The 22,189-nt window shown below is 31.2% G+C and carries 18 protein-coding genes; 13 read left to right on the top strand and 5 right to left on the bottom strand.

Features of this window, described 5'->3' with window-relative positions; genetic code table 11:
- Window positions 1–11: 11 nt before the first annotated feature.
- Window positions 12–1,880 carry a 3-keto-disaccharide hydrolase gene (locus tag ACY2IJ_RS01170; RefSeq protein ID WP_476725328.1) on the bottom strand — a complete coding sequence of 623 codons (1,869 nt, stop codon included), beginning with the start codon at window positions 1,878–1,880 and terminating at the stop codon, window positions 12–14.
- Window positions 1,881–2,056: 176 nt separating this feature from the next.
- Window positions 2,057–2,752, bottom strand: coding sequence for a hypothetical protein (locus ACY2IJ_RS01165; protein WP_476725327.1), 696 nt, complete (start codon window positions 2,750–2,752; stop codon window positions 2,057–2,059).
- A gap of 186 nt (window positions 2,753–2,938) precedes the next feature.
- Between ACY2IJ_RS01165 and ACY2IJ_RS01160 the strand changes: the two genes are divergently transcribed.
- The 3 genes from ACY2IJ_RS01160 (at window position 2,939) to ACY2IJ_RS01150 (ending at window position 6,564) form a co-directional block, all read left to right on the top strand.
- Window positions 2,939–3,808, top strand: a complete 870-nt coding sequence (locus ACY2IJ_RS01160) for a 3-keto-disaccharide hydrolase (protein ID WP_476725326.1) — start codon at window positions 2,939–2,941, stop codon at window positions 3,806–3,808.
- 92 nt (window positions 3,809–3,900) lie between these two features.
- Entirely contained in the window at window positions 3,901–5,415 is a 1,515-nt protein-coding gene (locus tag ACY2IJ_RS01155; RefSeq protein WP_476725325.1) for a sulfatase family protein, read from the top strand.
- A gap of 165 nt (window positions 5,416–5,580) precedes the next feature.
- Entirely contained in the window at window positions 5,581–6,564 is a 984-nt protein-coding gene (locus ACY2IJ_RS01150) for a family 43 glycosylhydrolase (RefSeq protein WP_476725324.1), read from the top strand.
- A gap of 139 nt (window positions 6,565–6,703) precedes the next feature.
- On the opposite strand, the gene ACY2IJ_RS01145 is transcribed toward ACY2IJ_RS01150, so the two are convergent.
- The gene (locus tag ACY2IJ_RS01145; RefSeq protein WP_476725323.1) at window positions 6,704–7,654 is read right to left on the bottom strand and encodes an aldo/keto reductase; all 951 of its coding nucleotides are present in this window, start codon (window positions 7,652–7,654) and stop codon (window positions 6,704–6,706) included.
- 266 nt (window positions 7,655–7,920) lie between these two features.
- Here ACY2IJ_RS01145 and ACY2IJ_RS01140 point away from each other — a divergent pair, with 266 nt between their 5' ends.
- On the top strand, window positions 7,921–9,087 hold the full coding sequence (locus ACY2IJ_RS01140; protein WP_476725322.1) for a right-handed parallel beta-helix repeat-containing protein: 1,167 nt from the start codon (window positions 7,921–7,923) through the stop codon (window positions 9,085–9,087).
- A 3-nt stretch (window positions 9,088–9,090) separates the two neighbouring features.
- Here the strand turns inward: ACY2IJ_RS01140 and ACY2IJ_RS01135 are convergent, their stop codons facing one another.
- Complete coding sequence (locus ACY2IJ_RS01135) at window positions 9,091–9,588, bottom strand: DinB family protein (protein WP_476725321.1); 498 nt, start codon at window positions 9,586–9,588, stop codon at window positions 9,091–9,093.
- Between the two features lie 251 nt (window positions 9,589–9,839).
- On the opposite strand from ACY2IJ_RS01135, the gene ACY2IJ_RS01130 reads away from it, so the two are divergent.
- The 7 genes from ACY2IJ_RS01130 (at window position 9,840) to ribB (ending at window position 16,872) form a co-directional block, all read left to right on the top strand.
- Window positions 9,840–10,136, top strand: coding sequence for an isoamylase early set domain-containing protein (locus ACY2IJ_RS01130; protein ID WP_476725320.1), 297 nt, complete (start codon window positions 9,840–9,842; stop codon window positions 10,134–10,136).
- Window positions 10,137–10,220: 84 nt separating this feature from the next.
- Complete coding sequence (gene tpx, locus ACY2IJ_RS01125) at window positions 10,221–10,715, top strand: thiol peroxidase (RefSeq protein ID WP_476725319.1); 495 nt, start codon at window positions 10,221–10,223, stop codon at window positions 10,713–10,715.
- Window positions 10,716–10,757: 42 nt separating this feature from the next.
- Entirely contained in the window at window positions 10,758–11,141 is a 384-nt protein-coding gene (locus ACY2IJ_RS01120; protein WP_476725318.1) for a diacylglycerol kinase, read from the top strand.
- 39 nt (window positions 11,142–11,180) lie between these two features.
- Window positions 11,181–13,649 (top strand): FtsK/SpoIIIE family DNA translocase, encoded by a 2,469-nt coding sequence (locus ACY2IJ_RS01115; RefSeq protein ID WP_476725317.1) that lies wholly within the window; start codon window positions 11,181–11,183, stop codon window positions 13,647–13,649.
- A gap of 1 nt (window position 13,650) precedes the next feature.
- A complete protein-coding gene (gene lolA1, locus ACY2IJ_RS01110) occupies window positions 13,651–14,283 on the top strand; it encodes an outer membrane lipoprotein periplasmic chaperone LolA1 (RefSeq protein WP_476725316.1) in 633 nt (210 codons plus the stop codon).
- An 8-nt stretch (window positions 14,284–14,291) separates the two neighbouring features.
- Window positions 14,292–15,728 carry an LptF/LptG family permease gene (locus ACY2IJ_RS01105; protein ID WP_476725315.1) on the top strand — a complete coding sequence of 479 codons (1,437 nt, stop codon included), beginning with the start codon at window positions 14,292–14,294 and terminating at the stop codon, window positions 15,726–15,728.
- The gene (gene ribB / locus ACY2IJ_RS01100; protein WP_476725314.1) at window positions 15,721–16,872 is read left to right on the top strand and encodes a 3,4-dihydroxy-2-butanone-4-phosphate synthase; all 1,152 of its coding nucleotides are present in this window, start codon (window positions 15,721–15,723) and stop codon (window positions 16,870–16,872) included. Before ACY2IJ_RS01105 ends, ribB begins: the two co-directional genes overlap by 8 nt.
- Window positions 16,873–16,902: 30 nt before the next feature.
- Here the strand turns inward: ribB and pepE are convergent, their stop codons facing one another.
- Window positions 16,903–17,604, bottom strand: coding sequence for a dipeptidase PepE (pepE, locus tag ACY2IJ_RS01095; RefSeq protein ID WP_476725313.1), 702 nt, complete (start codon window positions 17,602–17,604; stop codon window positions 16,903–16,905).
- A 214-nt stretch (window positions 17,605–17,818) separates the two neighbouring features.
- Between pepE and ACY2IJ_RS01090 the strand changes: the two genes are divergently transcribed.
- Window positions 17,819–19,627 carry an arylsulfatase gene (locus ACY2IJ_RS01090; protein WP_476725312.1) on the top strand — a complete coding sequence of 603 codons (1,809 nt, stop codon included), beginning with the start codon at window positions 17,819–17,821 and terminating at the stop codon, window positions 19,625–19,627.
- Window positions 19,628–19,713: 86 nt separating this feature from the next.
- Window positions 19,714–22,182 (top strand): beta-galactosidase GalB, encoded by a 2,469-nt coding sequence (gene galB / locus ACY2IJ_RS01085; protein WP_476725311.1) that lies wholly within the window; start codon window positions 19,714–19,716, stop codon window positions 22,180–22,182.
- Window positions 22,183–22,189: the final 7 nt, after the last annotated feature.

Here is a 22,189-nt window from a genome sequence, read left to right as displayed (position 1 = left end):
ATCTATTTGTTTTACCAAACAATATCATATGTCATTTTTTGTTGACCCTCAGGTATTTTTACAATTAATTCTTGAACATTTCCTTGAGTTCTTATGATGGGTTTGTAATCTTTAGAGTTCAAAAAATCTATTACTATATTTTGATTCAAAATTAAATAACCACCACCTGGCAGTTTTTCTATTTTATCTGCTTCGGTTACTTTATGCCAAATATCTTTTTTTGAATCTGTGGTTATTTCTCTGGTTAATTTTCTTTGATGAATAGTAGATGTAGGTACAAATTTGTTAGAAATCTTGGCACCTTGTATTTCTCTATAAAAGGTTGGATTTTTTATAGCATCTAATCGATAACCTTTTTGTTCTTGTTCTATGTTTTCTGCTAATTTTGTTGGCCACCTACTTTTTTCATTTTTTATAAAAGCAAAATCTACATCTCCATGGAACAAAATAGTAGGTCCCTCAGGATAAGCCAACTGTCCATTTCCTCTACCGTGCCACATGTGTGTAGTATTTAAAAAACCTCCATTCCAAATATGCAATAAACAACCTTTAGCTAAATCATAAGAATAATTCGTATCTCCACTGTGTGCTACAGAAATACAATGAGTTCGTTTTTCATCTTTATGCATAAGAAAACTTCTTTGTATTCTTGTTTTCTGATCTTTTTCTAAAATAATAAATCTCATTTCTTGTATTTCTTTTTCTTTTTTAGAAAACTTATGAGATAGTAAAGAATGCTTTTGTAAATGTTCTCCTTCTACCAACAATTCAATAAATCTTTTTGATGGAGAGGTTTTGTTATAAGCAATAATAAAAGAAGCTTCTCCCTTTTTTAAATTGCATTTGATATGTTTAGGTTTTGGTTTTTTATTTTCGTGTCCTGAATAAGACATGTTAAAATTGTGTAGAATTTTATCATTAATAGCTAAAAAAGCTCCCCCTTCTGCAGACATAGTAAACTCATAATCTGCTGTTTCTGGTATGTCAAAAACTCCTTGATAAACAATTAAGTTTTTTGCATTCTTTTTAAGATCTGTTAAAGGTGAAATTGTTTTGACCTTTTTTTTCTTATCAATTTTTAGAGTTTTAAGACTTTCTATGTTTTTTATATTTGTTGATTTTTTTATGCTTGCAACAATGTGTTTTGATGACAAATGAGTATAATAATTTAATTTGTAGGTTATGTTTTTAAAAGCAAATTGGCTATTAGAATTTTGAAAAACTATAGGACCTAACGGACTTTCATCAGTATACATGGCTCCTAAAGTTGGTTCTTGTATTTCTTTGTTTTTTTGAACTACCAAACCGTTTACTTCTACCTCTTCTAGCCAAGCATTTTTTATTTTTTTTCCTGATTCATCGAATTTTGGAGCATGAAAATTAATTTTTACGTGTTGCCAAACTCTGGGATCCTTACTTCCATTATTACTAGCTACCCAGCCTTTATTTAAAGCATTGTTCCCTTTGTTAATACTTCCCATATCTTGTAAAGTCAAATCTTTTTTACACCAACTATCAGCTAGTTGAATTTCGTATCTCCCTTGTAAAAACACTCCAGAATTTGAGTTTTTGGGTAGTAATACATCAAATTCTAATTCTATATTACCATGCCTAAACTTGGTTGCAATGGGTTTAGATTTTTTGTTTTTTAGTGTATGTATCAAAACACCTTTTCCGCTTTTTGATACTAGATTTTGATCATCCACCATTACATTTTTAACAATTTTCCAATTTTTGGATGTTTTTTTAAAAGATTTTAAACTGGAAAGATTTAAGGTATTTTTACCTATTTCTGTTTTATTATTTTGATGATTTTGACTAAAACAGTTTACATTAGTTACTACAACAAGTAGTGTAAAAAAGAAAATTTTATATTTCATTAGTTAATGATTTAATTTGAGGTAAACATAAAACCCCAATACTTAAAAACCATTAAAGAAAGTATTAATGCCCCACTTAAAAAGAGTGGTTTTTAGTAGTTAAGACATTAAAAAATAAAATAGAGAATGTTTTTACTATTTACAACTTTAAGCAAACGCTTGTGTTATAACAAAAATTATTTAATTAGCTCTTGGTTAAATTCCTTAAAATAAATCTTTCTTCCTTCCAAATATTTTACTTTTTTTCGTATTTGTTCTGTAAACTTTCCTTCTTGACTTAATTTAATGATTGACCATGTGGTGTCTATTCTAGAATTATTATTCTCTTCTACAAAATCATCATCGTAGTTAGAAACAGTAATCATATCCATCGTATTGGTATTTATCCATTTTCCATACTTATCCCCTAACCATCCTTCTTTATTCCCGGCAAAAGCTATAGCACCCATTTCAATAATTTTTAATGTTTTTTTACTTAAGGTAGCTGCGTATAAAGTTTTACAGCAATAACCATTTTCATAAGTAAAAGTGAACAAATAAAAAGAAGAAAACTCTTTAAGTTCTTTAAAACAAAAACCATCATCGTTCGTTCTATCAAACGGTTCACATACACCTATACTACAATTTTGAACTGCTAAATAAGTTGACACAAATTGTTTATCAATCAAACTACTTTCTGTACAAAACTCAGCATCTACCTCTATATTTTTACTTAAAGGATTAAATTTCTTCTTAAATTCCTCAAAGTGAGTTATTGGCAAAACCGAATCTTGTTTTGAAAAACGTATATCCGAAATTTTTAGATGCTTAGAAAAAGTGACAAACTTAATAGTCATAGAAATTAAGATTGAAGAAATTAAATAATAATACATAAAGAGAGAATTAAAACTTTAAATAAAAGTACCATATTTATAAAATTCAACATTGTAAAATTCATTATATAATAGCATTATTTGATTCAAAAAACATCTATTAAGTGTGTTGTTAAGTGTCTACTAACAATTAAAAGCCAGTAAATTAAGTCTTGTTCTGTTAATATTGTGTAAAACACATATACAATGCAACCACTAAAAAAAACATTAACATTAGCTTTTCTCTTATTAAACTTATTGGCACAAAGTCAACATAAAAAAACACACCCTGCCAATAAAAACTACACCCCTAATCCTAATATTCTAAAAGCATTAAAAACAGGAGATTTTTCGGACATTCCCTCTCCCAAAGATCATAGAGAAACTGAGTATTACAGCCCTATACCTAAAAAGATAAATCCTTATCAGAACGGTGTTCCTAGTGATGCAATTGTCCTTTTTGATGGAAGCAACATGGATGAATGGATAACTATGAAGGACAACAGCCCATGTACATGGAAACTAGATTCTATTAAAAAAACAATGACTGTAGACAAAGGAGGTAAAAAAAGAAACGCAACCATTGTTAGCAAACGTAAATTTGGTGCTATACAGCTTCATATTGAATGGAGATCTCCCCCAGTAGATTCAAAAAGAACTGGGCAAGCAAGGGGGAATAGCGGTGTGGCACTAGATGCTAGATATGAAGTTCAAATATTAGACAACAACAATAACGAAACTTATGTAAATGGAATGGTAGGTTCTATATACAAACAATCTCCTCCTTTGGTAAATCCATCAGTTCCTACAGGAGAGTGGAATATTTTTGATATTGTCTATCATCCACCCGTATTTCACAACAAAAAACGAGTTAAAAAAGGATCGTTAACTGTTTTTCATAACGGTGTGTTAATTCAAGATCATTTTGAACTTTTAGGTGCTGTTTCCTACATAGGATGGCCACGACAAGAAGTACATGGCAAAGATGCTATACGACTACAAGACCACGGAAGTGCAGTTAGTTACAGAAACATTTGGGTTAGAGAATTAAATACACCCAGCAGTAATAACAAATAGATGTTCTCCCCTATTGTACCTTTAATTAAAATACACTAGCTCAGTTAATTTCTTTAACAGCATATATTCAACATTAATAAAAACTAATTCAAATGTCTAGATTTATACTTTTGTTATTCGCTTTATTACTTTCTAGCAAAGCATTCTACTCACAAAATAAACAACCCAATATTTTATTTGCCGTAGCAGATGACATGTCTCATGCAAGTGCATACGGATACAAGTTTGTAAAAACTCCCCATTTTGATAAAATTGCTAAAGAAGGATTATTATTCAATAATATGTACACACCTAGTAGTAAATGTTCCCCCTCAAGAGCCGTAATTTTAACAGGAAGAAACCCATGGCAATTAGAAGATTTAGCAAACCTTACTCCTACAAAATGGCCTGATAAATTTACTAGTTTTGTTCAAGTATTGGGTAAAAACGGATATCATACAGGCTTTACAGGAAAAGGTTGGGGTCCTGGAGACAAAGAAAAAGCCAAAGTATTAACAGGAAAAGAATACAATCAATTAAAAGTAAAAAAAGTTAAAGCATGGGGAATTAACAAACATGATTACGCAGGTAACTTTAAAGTTTTTTTAGAAGACAAACCTAAAGACACTCCCTTTTTCTTTTGGTATGGATGCAAAGAACCTCACAGAGCTTATGAATTTAAGTCAGGAATTAAAAATGGAAAAAAGTTTTCTGACATCGATTTTTACCCAACATTTTGGGGAGATTCTGAAGATGTAAAACATGATATTTTAGATTATGCCATTGAAGTAGAACATTTTGACATTCAGTTAGGAGTAATCTTAAAACACCTTGAAGATGCCGGTGAATTAGAGAACACCATTATTATTGTTACCTCAGATAACGGTATGCCATTTCCTAGATACAAAGGCCATCCTTTTGATTTTGCAACCAAAGTACCTTTTGCTGTTAAATGGCCTAACTACATAAAACAACCAGGTAGAATTGTTCATGATTTTACAAGTTTTACAGACATCGCTCCAACCATACTTGAAATTACACACATACAACCAGAAAACACAGAAATGCAAAAAATAGAAGGAAAAAGCTTAACTCCTATTTTTAACAATTCCATAAACAACAACCGAAAACAAGTAATTACAGGTAGAGAAAGAAATGATCCCTCTAGACCCAATGGTTGGGGATATCCAGTAAGAAGTATTCATAATGAAAACTATGTATATTCTTATAATTTTAAACCTAACAGATGGCCTTGTGGTACAGAAGAAGCCGATTATAGAGACACAGATGCAAGCCCTACAAAATATTATACCAAACACTTGCCTAAAAACAATCCGGCCTTTGTATACTGCTACGGAAAAAGACCCGAAGAGGAATTGTATGATTTAAAAAAAGACCCTGAATGCTTAAATAATTTAGCGTATAAATCCACCTATAAAAAAATAAAAAAAAGACTACAAAAAGAGCTTTTTAAAGAATTAAAACAACAAAACGACCCTAGAATGTTTGGAAATGGAGATGTGTTTGACAACTATGATGGTGAAGCTAGAACTAAAAAATATCCTAAATTGGTAGAAGCGGCTAAAAAGGGAACATACGAATGGAAAAGATCTAGAACTAAAAGGTAATTTATATTTTACAAATTAAATAGACTATGATAAAAAGTATGACCATCCAATCTATAATCAACCTTCTCTTTTGTGACTTAATCAGTATATTTTTTACTCGAAAAAAGAGCAAAAAATACTAGACAATACAACCATAGTCCATTGGATAAAAACTCAAAAATAAATATGAAAGTTCTCCTATCTCTTTGTATGATTGTAATGCACTTTTCTACAAGTTTCTCTCAATCCAATGCAATATTAATTCCCAAACAAAATAATAAGTTTGTAAAAATATATGAGCCTAAAGGAGATTATTTTTTTGGCCCTGATACAAAGGTTTTAAAAGAAGGCCAATGGTATGATAAATGGATTCCTAATGATCATTGTTTTGTAAAAGCAAAAAATGGACTGTGGCATATCTTTGGCATTACACACCCCTATACCAATCCTAAGTTAGGAAACATTCATCAGGGAGAATTTGCTTCTTTTCATGCAATTTCTTCTGTTAAAAATTTTAAAAACAGTATTAAAATCAATCACTATAATGAACTACATAAAATACTAACACCAAAAGATCGACCAGGAGAAATAAATGCCAATCACGCTCCTTATATTGTAAAAAAACAAAATTTATACTACATGGTATATGGTCATAGCCCTATTAGATTAGCAACTTCTTCTGACCTCTATAAATGGACTCCTAAGGGTACTTTATTTAAAGAGGAAAAAGGAGCTAGAGATCCTAGTATTATTCTACACAAAGACACTTACTACATGACCTATTGTTCTGAAAAATGTGTTCGTATGAGAACTTCTAAAGACTTCATAAAATGGAGCGATGCCAAAACAATATTAACGACCAATACATTTGATCCAGAATCTCCCTCCATAATTTTTTACAACAACACTTTTTATTTATTTGTATGCTCTTGGAGAAAAGGGCAATGGGATCGATCTGATTTAATGGGAGCTTATACTCATGAAGCAATTGTATATGCCTCTAAAGACATTTACAACTTTGGAATTGATTTACAAAAACACATTACGACATTAAATGCTCATGCTCCTGAAATTTTTCAGGGAGAAGATGGTCAATGGTATATATCAAGTGTAGTATATCCAAACATGGGAGTTAGTATAGACAAGCTACAATGGTCTATTCATAAATAAGTTACTTTTACAAATTGCTTTACACTCTTCAAAACACATAATAATTATAAAACCCTAAACAAATATTTGTTTAGGGTTTTATAATATTTCAATTAAAACAAATCAATCGATTGTATTTTAACTATAAAAAGCAAAATACTTAAGCCCAAATGCTTTCTAAAGTATAAGGACTACCTTTATAAACCCAATGCTCTCCTGTTAAAAATCTGTAATTTTTATCTAAATTTTCAATTTTCTGCATATCCTCTTCTGACAACTCTATTTGTTGAGATTGAAAATTCTGAGCAATTCTACTCGGGTTTACAGATTTAGGAATAACAGAAGTCCCTCTGTGCAAAGCCCAGCTAATTAACACTTGTCCTGTTGTAGCGTTTTTAGAAGCAGCTATTTCTTTAATAACAGGGTCCTGTAACAAAACTGGTTCATCTACTTTTTTAAACTTATCAGCTCTATCACCAGATCCTAAAGGTGCATATGCAGTAACATGTATATCGTTTTTATGACAAAAAGCAATCAGTTCCGATTGCTGAAAATACGGATGACACTCCACTTGGTTCATTTCTGGTTTAATGTTGCAATTTTCTAACAATTGTTGCAAAGCTTTAGGTCCAAAATTTGAAACTCCAATGTGTTTGATTAAACCTTGTGCAACAGCTTCTTCCATCGCTTCCCACGTTTTTTCGTTAGGCAACTCGGTTAAAGGAATAAAGTGAGATGCATCGCTTACAAAAGGAATTTCTTTTTTTTGAGCAATAGGCCAATGAATTAAATACAAATCTAAATACTCCAATTGCAAATCTTTTAACGATTGTTTTAAAGCAATAAACACATCGTTTTTGGCATGCATATTACACCATAATTTAGAAGTAATCCACAACTCTTCTCTTGTTACAATCCCCTCTTTAATAACTTCGTTTATTGCTTTTCCAACTTCTACTTCATTACCATAAGCAGCAGCACAATCAATATGCCTATACCCTTCTTTAATAGCTGTTTTTACAGCGTTGTAAACTTCTCCTTCACCAGATTTCCATGTTCCCAAACCAAAAGCAGGCATTTCATCGTGGTTTCTAAATTTTAATGTTCTCATTTTTAATGAATTTTTAAATTTATTTTTCTTTATCCTACAGGTACAATGATAGTATAAAATATCTAAATTTCTAGTGAATATTAATACTGCAGTTGTAAATATTATACTTAAAAAAACAACTATTTACAATTATTCTATAGAAATTTTATTTTACATCTACTTACTTCTTTTGGTATAGAAAACACATTCGTTTTTCTCAAAAAAACAAAATTGTTCTACACCCAAAATAAAATGTGCGTTATTGCCAATATTAAAACCAATTTGAAATGAAAACCTTATACAAAAACTTATTTGCCACAACAATTTGTTTATTATTTGCAATGCAAGCAAATGCAAAAGACATTTTGGTCTCAGCAGAAACAGAAACCAACAATACACGTCAGAAGTTTATGAATGCTTATAACAAGGCAAAATCTGGAGATGTAATTGTGGTAGATATAGATATCGTAATTCAAGAAAAAGAAGCTCCTATTATCATTACTAAAAACAATATTACTCTTAAAGGAAAAGACAAGAGAATTGGAAAATATAAATTCCAAAGAACCAATCAAAAAGACTTTATTTTAAAAGTAACAGGCAGCAATATTACGGTTCAAAATCTTTTGTTTTTAAACGGACAACAGCAATTATACTTCATCAATCAAAAACAAATTATTGATAAAATTAAGGTGATAGATTGTTACTTTAAAAACGGAAAATATACAGGTATTAACTTTAAAGGAAGTTATAAAAATGTTGCCATTACTCGCACCAATTTTGAAAATACAAAATTTAGTTTGCAAACCATGGACTGCCCTATTTTAGAAAATTTTATAGTAGATGATTGTAAATTTTTTAAAGGAGATCATCAAATTAGTTTAGACAATCCACACGCAAAAATTATTCGGCATAAGAACATTCAAATAAAAAACACCCATTTTGACTTGTGCGATCGATTTAATATTGCGTTGGCCAACACACAAAATGTTACTATTAAAAAATGTACGTTTTTAGGAGGAACAGGTCCATACTCGCAAGCTTTACATTTTGAGGATAGAACTAAAAATGTATTGGTAGTTAACAATACTATTACATGTTTGGCAGATGTGGCCATTCTTTTATATGCAACCGATAAAATTGGGCATGGAACTGGTAGACGTTTAACGGAAGAAGAAAAACAAGCATCAGGTTCTGGAAATATTACTTTGGACAACAATATTATTGAATCTGGAAAAGCAGATTCAGCAATATCTGTAGGTTACGGTCAGGGATTTTTAAAAATAAAGGGAAACAATGTTATCAAATCAGAAACTTTAGGAATTAAAAGCTTTAAATCTGCTAAAACCATGACTTTTCTAATTGATAATAAAGCTTTAATTAAAGGGAAAAAATATAGTGATATTCAAAAAATATCAGAAGAAACCGTTAAAGAAAGCTATATTAAAATTAGGTAAGATTTACTTATCTGCAAATACCTTTTTAGGAGTTGTAGGGTTTACTCCAAAGCTATTACATGGTAAACAAACATTTAAATGATGTAATAAATAACCAATAGTAGCGTAGTGATGAATAGCATGACTTTGCGATTGAGCTAAAACAGCTCCAAGTGTTGTTTTTAGTTGATAAGTTCCACTACCTAAGTCCTCTACAACTTCTAATTCTTTTGTTAAATCTTTTGCTGTTAGTCTGTTTAATTGATTAATAATATGATTAAAGTAAGCAATACCTTTGTGGGTATTGTTTTCTACCTCTATGTTTCTTTCTCGTTTTGTAAAATCAATCAAATTTGTATTTAAACCAATAAAAACACAATTAAAAACATCTAACACATGTCTAACATGACTACCAATGCTAGAATAATAGGGAGCTATGCTTTTGTCTGTATATTTTTCATTATGAATGTTTTCTAACAAATATTTTCCTTTTTCTAAATTCTTAACAATATCTTCTATCATTTACCTTATTTTCTTTTTTTATTCTGTTCTTGTGTCGTTTAAATATAAAAAAAATTACACGCTATATGTCATCAACCTTAAATCATCATTAATTAATATTATTAAAACAAGAATAACTACCTCTATTTAACAATAAACTAATGTTAATCAACCTAAATTAACAAATCCTTAAAAATCAAGGAGTTCATAAAAAAAGAGTGTTTTGTATTATAAATATTATTAATTTTGATATCTATAAATAAAATTGAATTATGGCTGTATCTAAAAAATTTTTAAAATCTAAACCCGTTTGTAAAGTTACCTTTGCATACGCAGCACCAGAAGTAAAAGAAATATCATTAGTAGGAGATTTTAATGAGTGGGATGCCACAGCTACTCCACTTAAAAAATTAAAAAACGGAACTTTTAAAGTAGTTGTTGATTTAGAAACCAACAAATCTTACGAATACAAGTTTATTGCAGATGGAGAATATATTAATGATGACGAACCAGAAGCATTAGTTTTTAATGAATATGCAAACGCAGAAAACTCTTTAATAGAGTTGTAAAAATAATTACATTAAGTTCAAGAGCCTTTAACCTAAGTTAAAGGCTTTTTTTATATATTTATTTTTCTTAAAAAAAACAATAAAATGGCAAACGTAACTTTAAAATCTAACCCTTTTACAACCGTAGGTAATTTACCCCAAGTAGGTAGCAAAGCTCCTGCTTTTACATTAACAAACACCGATTTGGTCGAAGTTTCTTTAGCAGATTTTGCAGGAAGCAACATTATTTTAAATATTTTTCCTAGTGTAGATACAGGAACTTGTGCAACATCTGTAAGAACTTTTAACCAAAAAGCTTCAGAATTAGAAAACACAAAAGTTTTATGTATTTCTAAAGATTTACCTTTTGCACACGCACGTTTTTGTGGTGCTGAAGGAATTGAAAACGTAGTTAGCTTATCAGACATTAGCGGAGATTTTGGTAAAGACTACCAAGTAGCTTTTGCAGACGGACCTTTAAAAGGATTGTTATCTAGATCTATTGTTATTATCAATACCAATGGCGAGGTTATTTACACAGAACAAGTAAGTGAAACCACTAACGAACCTAATTACGAATCAGCTTTAGCTGCTTTATAAAAAAACAAGGGCTTGTATATTTACAAGCCCTTTTAACTATCCATGAAAACAGAAGAAAAAAACATAGTAATTGATAGAATTCAAAGCCTTAATTATGCTTTTAAAGGCTTTGTTTATTTATTAAAAACAGAAAACGCTATTAAGGTTCATGCAGTAAGCACTATTCTGTTAACAACACTTGGTATACTTTCTAAAATAAACACTACCGAATGGATGTGTCAGTTTTTAGCTTTAGGGCTGGTAATTAGCGTAGAAGCTTTAAATACATGCATAGAGAAAACAGCCGACTTTATACAACCCAATTTCGACAAAAAAATAGGAACTATTAAAGACATTAGTGCTGGGGCTGTACTCTTTTCTGGACTATTTGGAGCCATCATAATTGGCTTTATTTATATCCCTAAAATAATGCAATACTACTCTTAGTAATTCCCTATCTTTGCTATCTGTATTTAAAATTTAAATATGCCAAAGAAAACAAACACAAAAACAAATCAACCAAAACAACTTAAAATAAAAATACAAGAGTTTGTAAACAACAGACAAACACAAACCGTTGTTGGATTGTTTATTGCTCTCTTTGGAATCTTTTTATTCACCTCATTTGTTTCGTTCTTTTTTTCTTGGAAACAAGATCAAAGTACACTATCTCAATTAGGAGACAAAACAGTAATTGCTCAAAATCTACTAGGTAAAATAGGAGCCAACATAAGTCACTTTTTTATTTACGATGGCTTTGGTGTTGCAGCATTGTTAATCCCTATTTTATTATTTTTTACAGGAGTTTACATCCTATTAAAAATACCTGTTAAAAAAATAGCAAAATCATGGAATTGGGGAATTTTAGGTTTGATATGGACCGCTACTACTTTTGGTTTTTTTGCCGATAAAAATGCTTTAATAGCAGGTGTTGTAGGTGTAGAATTAAACAGCTTTTTAATTCCTTATTTAGCTCCTTTTGGTTTGTTAATCATTTTAATTTTTGGATACATTTCTTACGCAGTTATTCGTTTTAAAATTACCCCAGAAAAAATTAAGAGTTGGATTCCCAAAAAAGAAGAATTAGAAAATTTTAAATCTGATTTTATTCCTAAAAAAGAAACACCTAAAAATTCTAACACTAAAGAAAATAGTGAACAAACAGCACTAGAAAATTCCGATGACAAACAACAACCAACCGTTGCCGACACCAAAAAACCAATTGTAGAGGAACAAATTATATCATTAGACGAGTTTGAAGAAACAGAAAAGCCATTATCTTCTTTTGAATTAAATGTAAAAAATGCAACTCCTACCATAGAAAATCATTCTAGCATAAAAAAAGAAGAAATCAAAAAAGACGATTTAAAAATAGCTGTAGAAACCTCTAAAAAAGAAGAAACATCTACAAGTAACTTGTCGGACAAATTGGTTAAGGACTTTGGAGAATTTGATCCTACGCTAGACTTAGGAAACTTTAAATTTCCTACACTAAATTTATTAAGAGAGTTTGATGAAAGTATTTCTGTAGATGCAGAAGAGCTAGAAGCCAATAAAAATAGAATTGTAGAAACTTTAAGCAACTACAAAATAGGAATCGCTCAAATAAAAGCTACTGTTGGACCCACTATTACTCTGTACGAAATTGTTCCTGATGCTGGAATTAGAATTTCTAAAATTAAAAATTTAGAAGACGATATCGCTCTATCATTATCTGCATTAGGAATTCGTATTATAGCTCCAATTCCTGGAAAAGGAACTATTGGTATAGAAGTACCCAACAAAAAATCGAATATTGTTTCTATGAATTCGGCCATTGCTTCTAACAAATTTCAGCAGTCAAAAATGGAATTGCCAATTGCCTTAGGTAAAACCATTTCTAACGAAACATTTGTGTTTGATTTGGCCAAAGCTCCACACATGCTAATGGCGGGTGCCACAGGACAAGGAAAATCTGTAGGATTAAATGCTGTTCTAACCTCTTTGCTATACAAAAAACACCCTGCCGAAGTTAAATTTGTATTGGTAGACCCTAAAAAAGTAGAATTAACTTTATTTAACAAAATAGAACGTCATTATTTAGCAAAATTACCAGATACAGATGATGCTATTATAACCGACACCACCAAAGTAATACACACCCTAAATTCTTTGTGTATAGAAATGGACAACCGTTACGATTTGCTAAAAAATGCAATGGTACGTAACATTAAAGAATACAACGATAAATTTAAAAGACGTAAACTAAATCCTAACGATGGGCATATGTTTTTGCCTTATATCGTTTTGGTAATTGATGAATTTGCAGATTTAATTATGACTGCAGGTAAAGAAGTAGAAACACCTATTGCTCGTTTAGCTCAATTGGCACGTGCCATTGGTATACATCTAATTGTGGCAACACAACGTCCGTCCGTTAACGTTATTACCGGAATTATAAAAGCCAACTTCCCTACCCGTGTTGCTTTTAGAGTTACTTCTAAAATAGACTCTAGAACCATTTTAGATGCTCCAGGTGCCGATCAGTTAATTGGTCGTGGAGATTTATTATACTCTAGTGGAAACGATTTAACAAGAGTACAATGTGCTTTTGTAGACACTCCAGAGGTAGAAAAAATTACTGATTTTATTGGATCGCAAAGAGCTTACCCAGAAGCCTATCAGTTGCCTGAATTTGTAGGTGAAGAAGGAAGTGGTACAGAACTTGATATTGACATTAGCGAAAGAGACAAACTATTTAACCAAGCTGCAGAAACTATTGTTATAGCACAACAAGGATCTGCATCTTTATTGCAACGTAAATTAAAATTAGGTTACAACAGAGCTGGAAGATTGATTGATCAATTAGAAGCTGCAGGAATTGTAGGTCCTTTTGAAGGAAGTAAAGCCAGACAAGTATTAATTACCGATTTAACAGCTTTGGAACAGTTGTTAGCCAACGAAAAAAACAATTAAAATGAAATACAATATTACTATTGCCTTAGCATTATTACTAAGTATATTTGGTTATAGCCAAAACTCACCACAAGCCGAAGAAATTCTAAAAAAAGTTACTAAAAACTTAGAATCTCAAAAAAATATCATCATTGAATTTACCCATACTTTAGAAAACAAAGCGGTTAATATTAAACAAACCAGTAAAGGATCTGCCACCATAGAAGGAGATAAATATTTGCTAAACTATTTAGACAATATTATTTTGTTTGATGAACAAAAGAGCTATGTAATATCTCCAGAAAATGAAGAAATTAACATCACATCTGCCAATGACATAGATGATGAAAGTTTAACTCCTTCTAAATTATTATCTTTTTACAAAAAAGGATACACGTATCAATTGGACAAAAAATCAGGAGAAATTCAATACATTAAATTAATTCCTACTAAAGATTCTGAAGAAGTTTCACATATTTTACTAGGAATAAACACCAACAAACACCAAATAAAATCTTTAACCGAAGTTGGTAAAAATGGAACCAACACAAGTTTTGATATTACCAGCTACAAAACAAATCAAAACCTATCGCCATCAACATTTGTTTTTAACAAAGCAAAATACCAAGCGTTAGATTACTATATTAACGAATAACTATTTAGTTGAAAACTTTAGATAAATACCTTATTAAGAACTTTTTAGTTCCTTTTTTCGCCTCTTTTCTAATTGTAATGTTTGTATTGGTAATGCAACTATTATGGTTGGTTTTTGATGACATTGCTGGAAAAGGAATAGAAGTTGCCATTATTTTTAAATTTTTGTGGTACACCTGTTTGTTAGTTACCGCACAAGCTTTGCCTATTTCTGTCTTGCTGTCTTCCATTATGACCATGGGAAACCTTGGTGAAAATTATGAACTAGCAGCCATAAAATCTTCTGGAGTCTCTTTTTACAGATTCCTAAGACCTTTAATTGTAACTGCTGGAATTATTAGTTTAATTAATTTTTTAATGATTAATTACACATTTCCATATGCCAGTTTAAAACAAAAAAACTTGCTTTTAAACATTAAAAAAACACAGCCTACTTTAGCCTTAGTAGAAGGTAGTTTTAATGACGAAATACCAGGATACAGTATTAAATTCGCTAAAAAATATGGAGAGGAAAATAATTTACTAAAAGATGTTATTATTATAGACACAAAAGGCTTAAAAGAAGATCAAACCATTATTACAGCCAAAAAAGGAAAAATTACTACCGAAGAAGGTAGTAAATACATGACCTTAATATTAGAAGATGGTTACTATTTTGAAGATCATACAGCAGATAAAAGAAAAAAAGAAGACAAACTACGCATGCCTTCCTCTATGGCAAAGTTTGATAAATATACCGTTAACATCGATATTTCCGATTTAACAAGTAGCGATTTAGAAGAAGAAAAATACAAGCATCATTACACCATGAAAAACATGGTGCAATTGCAAAATAGTTCTGATAGTTTAAAAATTTCTTACGACAAATATTTAGAAATAAAATTACAATCTATGCAAAGTAGTATAGATGCTAAAAAATTATCAGACACTATTGATCCTATAGTAAAAGAATTAAACCCCAATATATTAGAAAATTTTTCATTAACCACCCAAATAACAGTTTTAAATCAAGCAATTAACTCTGTTAACAACAAAATTAAAAACGTAAATAATTACAAAGACTATTACAAAAGAAGACGAAAAGATTTGAACAATCACGATTATCAATACCACCTAATTCTAACAAGTTCCTTTTCATGCTTAATGTTGTTTTTTGTAGGAGCCTCTTTAGGATCTATCATTAGAAAAGGAGGTTTTGGTTTGCCAATGATTGTAGCCATTGTTATATATGTAACCTATCATTTTACCAATACTTTTGGAAAAAACCTAGCAGAAGAAAGTAGTTTATCTGCATTTTTAGGTGGTTGGTTAGGTACACTTATTATGTTACCCTTGGCAATTATATTTACGATAAGCGCATCAAAAGACATGGGATTCATTAAATTTGGTGTAATTTTGTTGCCGTTTAAAAAACTATTCAATAGACTTAAAAAAAGAGATGAATAACACAAAAAACACATCTAAAATAAAGTTAGATAGCATTCAAGCTGCCATAGAAGATATCCGAAACGGAAAAATGGTAATTGTTGTAGACGATGAAGACAGAGAGAATGAAGGAGACTTTATTGCTGCTGCCGAAAAAGTAACTCCAGAAATGATTAATTTTATGGCTCAACATGGTCGTGGATTAATTTGTGCTCCTTTAATAGAAGAAAGATGCGAAGAATTAGGGTTGAATATGATGGTAGACAACAATACTGTTTTACACAATACCCAGTTTACCGTTTCTGTTGATTTGATAGGACACGGATGTACTACAGGTATTTCTGCTCACGACAGATCTAAAACCATATATGCCTTAACTCAAGAAGAAACAAAGCCTCAAGACCTTGGTAGACCTGGACACATATTTCCTTTAAAAGCAAAAGAAGGTGGTGTGTTAAGAAGAACCGGTCATACAGAAGCAAGTGTAGATTTGGCTAGATTGGCAGGATTAAAACCAGCAGGAATTTTAGTAGAAATTTTAAATGAAGATGGAAGCATGGCTCGTTTGCCTCAGTTAAAAGAGGTGGCAGATAAGTTTGATCTAAAATTAATTTCTATAGAAGATTTAGTTTCCTACCGTATGCAACACGATTCTTTAATTGATAAAATTGAAGATTTTGATATTGAAACAAGATTTGGAAAATTTAGGCTAAGAGCTTACAACCAAACAACAAACAATCAAATCCATTTGGCTTTAACCAAAGGTTCTTGGACAAAAGACGAAGCTGTACTTTGTAAAGTAACTCCTAATGCTTTTGGAAACGATGTATTAAATACTTTAACAAAAGGGCCAGAAGATAAATTATCAAGAATTTTTGATAAAATAAACAAAGAAGGAAAAGGAGCTGTTGTATTTATCAATCAAGAACAGCAAACCTTTAACTTAAAAAAGCGTTTGTCTGATTTTAAAAATGCTCAAAAGGGAATTACCACCGAAACTGAAACTTCATCTTCTATGGATGAAAAAGATTTTGGTATTGGTGCCCAAATATTACACAATATAGACATTACCAAACTAAAACTATTAACCAACTCCCCCGCACAAAAAAAACGTGTAGGTATTACCGGTTATGGTTTAGAGGTTGTGGATAGAATTAATTATTAATCCAACAAAAAAGCTGAGCAAATTAATTGCTCAGCTTTTTTGTTTTAGATTGGTGTTGGGTTCTAATTTTGTAAGTTCTCCTTTATCAAACCAAAAAGCTTTTTTTCCTCCTCTTAAAAGGATATCGTCTCCTTTTATTCGCAACCAACTCCCCTCCTTTAACCCCAAAACTTTTGTGTGTTCTATGCACTGAAATTCTTTAATCCTTTCTGCTCTAGTCTCTCCTTTATGTTTAGAGTTTTTACTTGGTTCTAAATAATGTACATTAAAGTTAAAAGGTAATATTCCCAATGTTTTATAACTAGGTGGTAATACTATGGGCATATCATTTGTGGTTTGCATACTTAATCCAACAATGTTTGTTCCTGCACTTGTTCCTAAATAAGGAGTTCCTCTTTTTATAGCATCTTTCAACACCTCTAACAAACCATAGCAATACAATTTAGATACTAATAAAAAAGTATTGCCTCCTCCAACATATATGGCTTTGGCATTTTTAATGGCCAATCTATAATCATCAAACTCGTGCAACCCTTTTACTTCAATACCTAAAGAACTTAATCCTTCTTGAACTTTATCTGTATAATCATCTAACGAAATACCACTAGGCTGTGCAAAAGGTATAAACAAAACCTCTTCCACATCTTTATACAACTTATCAATTGTAGGCAATAAATATTCTAAATATTCAGATCCGTGTACAGTTCCTGAACTGGCTAAAACTAAATTCATAATTAACATATGTTTAACTAAAAATAACTAATTATTTACCAACTAAAAAATTTAAACCTGTTAGTTTCTATAATTTGTAAATCACTATAAAATAAAGAGCTAAAACACATATTATAACCAAAAGAAATCATTTGTTTCAAGCTAAAAATCATTTGTAGTTATTAACTTTCCTTATTTTTGAGAATTTTACATTTATAAATAATTTTAATCATTCATGAAACAGTCTTTATACCTTATAGCATGCCTATTATTTTCTTTTGCTTGTAGTAGCAACAACGAACATCAAAAAAGTTCTAAAAAACCCAATGTAATTATTGTTATTACAGATGATCAAGGTTATGGTGATGTTGGTGCCTTAGGAAATAAAATAATTAAAACTCCTAACATAGATGAATTTCACAAAGACAGTTATAGACTTACAGATTTTCATGTAGGTCCTACATGTGCACCAACTCGCTCTGGATTAATGACGGGTAGATATGCAAACGAAGTAGGTGTATGGCACACCGTAGGTGGATGGTCTTTACTTAGAGAGGATGAAAAAACAATGGCTGATATGTTTTCTGAAAACGGATATGTAACAGGTGGATTTGGTAAATGGCACTTGGGAGACAATCATGATTTTAAACCAGAAAACAGAGGATTTCAACACACTGTAATGCACGGTGGTGGTGGTGTTGGACAAACTCCAGACTATTGGGGAAACACCTATTTTAATGATACCTATTTTAAAAATGGAGTTCCTACAAAATACAACGGATATTGTACCGATGTCTTTTTTGAAGAGAGCCTTAATTTTATCAAACAAAACAAGAACAAACCTTTCTTTTGTTATTTAGCTCCCAATGCCCCTCATGGTCCGTACAACGTACCTCTAGAATATTACAACAAATATAAAAACGAAGAATTGACCGAAAAACAAAAGCGATTTTTTGGAATGATTAGCAATATTGATGACAATTTTGGAAAACTAAGAAAAACATTAGAAGAACTTAACATTGCTGACAATACTATTTTAATTTTTATGACTGATAACGGAACATCGGCAGGTCATGCATTTAAAAAAGGTAAAGAATTAGGTTACAATGCTGGAATGAAAGGACACAAAGGTAGCGAATATGAAGGTGGTCACAGAGTTCCCTTTTTTATTCATTGGAAAAACGGAAAGTTAACAGGAGGAACCGATGTTAATGAAATGACAGCAAACCTAGACATTCTTCCTACATTGGCAGAATTGTGTAATCTTAATTTACCTAAAAACCACTTACCTTTAGCCGGTAAAAGTCTAGTTCCATTGTTAAAAAATCCTGAAACTACTTGGGATAGAATGTTGGTTACAGATTCTCAACGAATTCAACAACCAGAAAAATGGAGAAAATCATCTGTAATGCAAAACAAATGGCGTTTGGTAAACGGAAAAGAACTTTACAATATTGAAAACGACAAAGGACAAAACAACAACATTGCCAAGCAATATCCGGAACAAGTAGCTAAAATGAAAGCTTTTTACAACCAATGGTGGGAACGTGTTTCTGTAAAGTTTGATGAAGAAGTATATATCAAAATAGGTTTAGAAAAAGAAAACCCTGTTACATTAACAGCACATGATATTCACACAACTTCAGGTAAATATCCTTGGAATCAAATATATATTAGAGAAGGTATTAAAGGTTTAGGTTATTGGAGTATTGATGTTACAGAAGCAGCAAAATATCAAATATCTTTAAGAAGATACCCTATAGAATCTGGGTATAAAATCAACCAAGAGGTAGCTGCTATTACCCAAAAAGAAGTACCTGGACTTGAAAACAATATTCCTGCAGGTAAAAATTTACATTATCAAAAAGCAACTATTCAATTCAATAAAGAAAAAGCAATTTCAACTTCTATTGAACAAAATGCGGTTGCTGCAAACTTTACAGTAGAATTACCTAAAGGTAGAACTGGTTTTAACGCTAGTTTTATTGATGCCAATGGAGAAGAAAATGTAGCTTACTACGTTTACATTCAAAAAATAAATTAAAAACATCTTATTCACTTTGTTGTACTTGTTTTGTACAACAAAGTGTTACAATTGCTATATAAATTATGACCTTTATTTCTAAAAAAATGCTTAGCATCTTATGGGTGCTCTTTTTGTACATTGCTTTTACAGCCTGTACCTCTTCTCTAAAAAACCAATCGGTTGCAGATATTAACTTTAACAAAGATTGGTTGTTTGTAAGAGATACACTAAATGGTGAAAAAGTAACTTTAGATGATAGCCAGTGGAGAAAATTAAATCTTCCACACGACTGGGCTATAGAAGGTCCTTTTAGCAATAAACACAATGCCAGAACGGGTGGTTTACCGGTTACTGGAGAAGCATGGTATCGAAAACATTTTACCATTGATAAAGCCTATCAAAATAAAATTATTTCTGTAGAATTTGATGGTGCTATGAGCAATGCTAAAGTATGGGTAAACGGAAATTATGTAGGAGAACGTCCTAATGGTTACATTGGTTTTGAGTTTAATATTACTCCTTTTTTACACTTTAATAAAGAGAATGTAATTGCAGTACAACTACACCCTAAAGATTTAGCTGCTAGATGGTATCCTGGAGCTGGAATCTATAGAAATGTACGTTTAAAAATAAATGACAACATTCATATTCCACAATACGGAACCTATATTACCACTCCTAAAGTTAGCTCACAACAAGCTACAGTTAATATAGAAACTAAAATTATGAATTGTTTGGATAAGTTTACTTCGGCTTTTTTACAAACAACTATTAAAAACAACAAAGGAGAAATTGTACATCAAGAAAAGAAAGAAATTACATTAAATCCTAAAACAATTTCTAAGGTAAATGTTCAAACTACACTTATAAATCCTACATTATGGAATTTAGAAACTCCAGAATTGTATCAGGTAGAAAGTAAAATCATCATGAACCAAATAATTACTGATGTGTACCATTCTACTTTTGGAATAAGAAACATTCAGGTTGATACAAACAATGGATTTACATTAAACGGTAAACAAATCAAATTTCAAGGAGTTTGTATGCACCACGACCAAGGTCCTTTAGGAACTGCCATTAATTACAGAGCCAAACAACGTCAACTAGAAATTATGAAAAGTATGGGGGTAAATGCTCTAAGGACTAGTCACAACCCTCCTTCTCCAGAAATTTTAAAAATTTGCGATGAGCTAGGTATTGTAGTGATTGTAGAGGCTTTTGACGAATGGAAATTAGGGAAGGTAGAAAACGGATATCACTTATATTTTGACAAGTGGCACGAGAAAGATTTGCGTGACATGATCAAAAGAGATCGCAATCATCCATCGGTAATTATGTGGAGTATTGGAAACGAAATTTTAGAACAATCTAGAAAAGACGGTTGGAAAACCACCAAATTATTAAACGATATTTGTCATGACGAAGACCCTACAAGACCTACAACTATTGGGTTTAACTACTTTCCTGCTCCGTTTAAAAACAATTTGTATAAGTATGTAGATGTGGTTGGAATGAATTATTGGCCAGAAGAATACGGAGATATTTTAAAAGAACACCCAGAGGTTATTGTATACGGTTCAGAAACCTCTTCTATGACTAGTAGTCGTGGAGTTTATCATTTGCCTATCGATTTTCATCAAAAACACGAAACCAATCATGTTTCTAGTTACGATGTTATTGTGGGACCACCATGGGCATATGCTCCAGAAATTGAGTTTGATGCACAGTTAAAAGAACCTAGATCTTTAGGAGAGTTTATTTGGACTGGTTTTGATTATTTAGGAGAACCTACTCCATATGGAGGTAGAGACAATTCTACAAACGGATATTGGAATGATGATTGGCCATCTCGCTCTTCTTATTTTGGTCCTGTAGATTTATGTGGATTTCCTAAAGACCGTTATTACTTATACCAAAGTCAATGGACAACTAAACCAATGGTACATGTATTGCCACATTGGAATTGGAAAGGTATGGAAGGAAAAAACATACCTGTAGTAGCGTATACCAATGCAGAAGAAGTTGAATTGTTTGTAAACGGAAAATCTTACGGAAGAAAAACAAAAGGAAAAGATGTTACAGAAATTCCATCAGAATATCACGGATTTAAAAAAGGAATGTACAAGTCTAAATATAGATTAAGCTGGAATGTACCTTACCAACCAGGAGAGTTAAAAGTAATTGCCTATAAAAACGGAAAACAAGTTGCAGAAAAAACGGTAAAAACGGCACAAAAACCTGCTAAAATTCAATTAACAGCAGATCGATCTACAATTGATTCCGATGGAAATGATTTGTCTTTTATCACCATTCAAATTCAAGACAAAAACGGAAACAACTGCCCACTAGCCAACCATTTGGTAAAATTTAAAGTTGAAGGTGAAGGAAAATTAATTGCGGTAGGTAACGGAGATCAAACCTCATTAGCTTCGTTTCAAGCATCGGAAAGAAAAGCTTTTAACGGAAAATGTTTGGCTGTTATAAAATCTACCGAAAAGAAAGGAAAAATAAAACTTACAGCTTCGGCTAAAGGGTTAAAATCAACAAATATTATTATTACAAGTAAATAATTTCTTA

This window comes from Wenyingzhuangia gracilariae, assembly GCF_056387575.1.
This window is presented reverse-complemented; position numbering and strand designations above follow the sequence as displayed.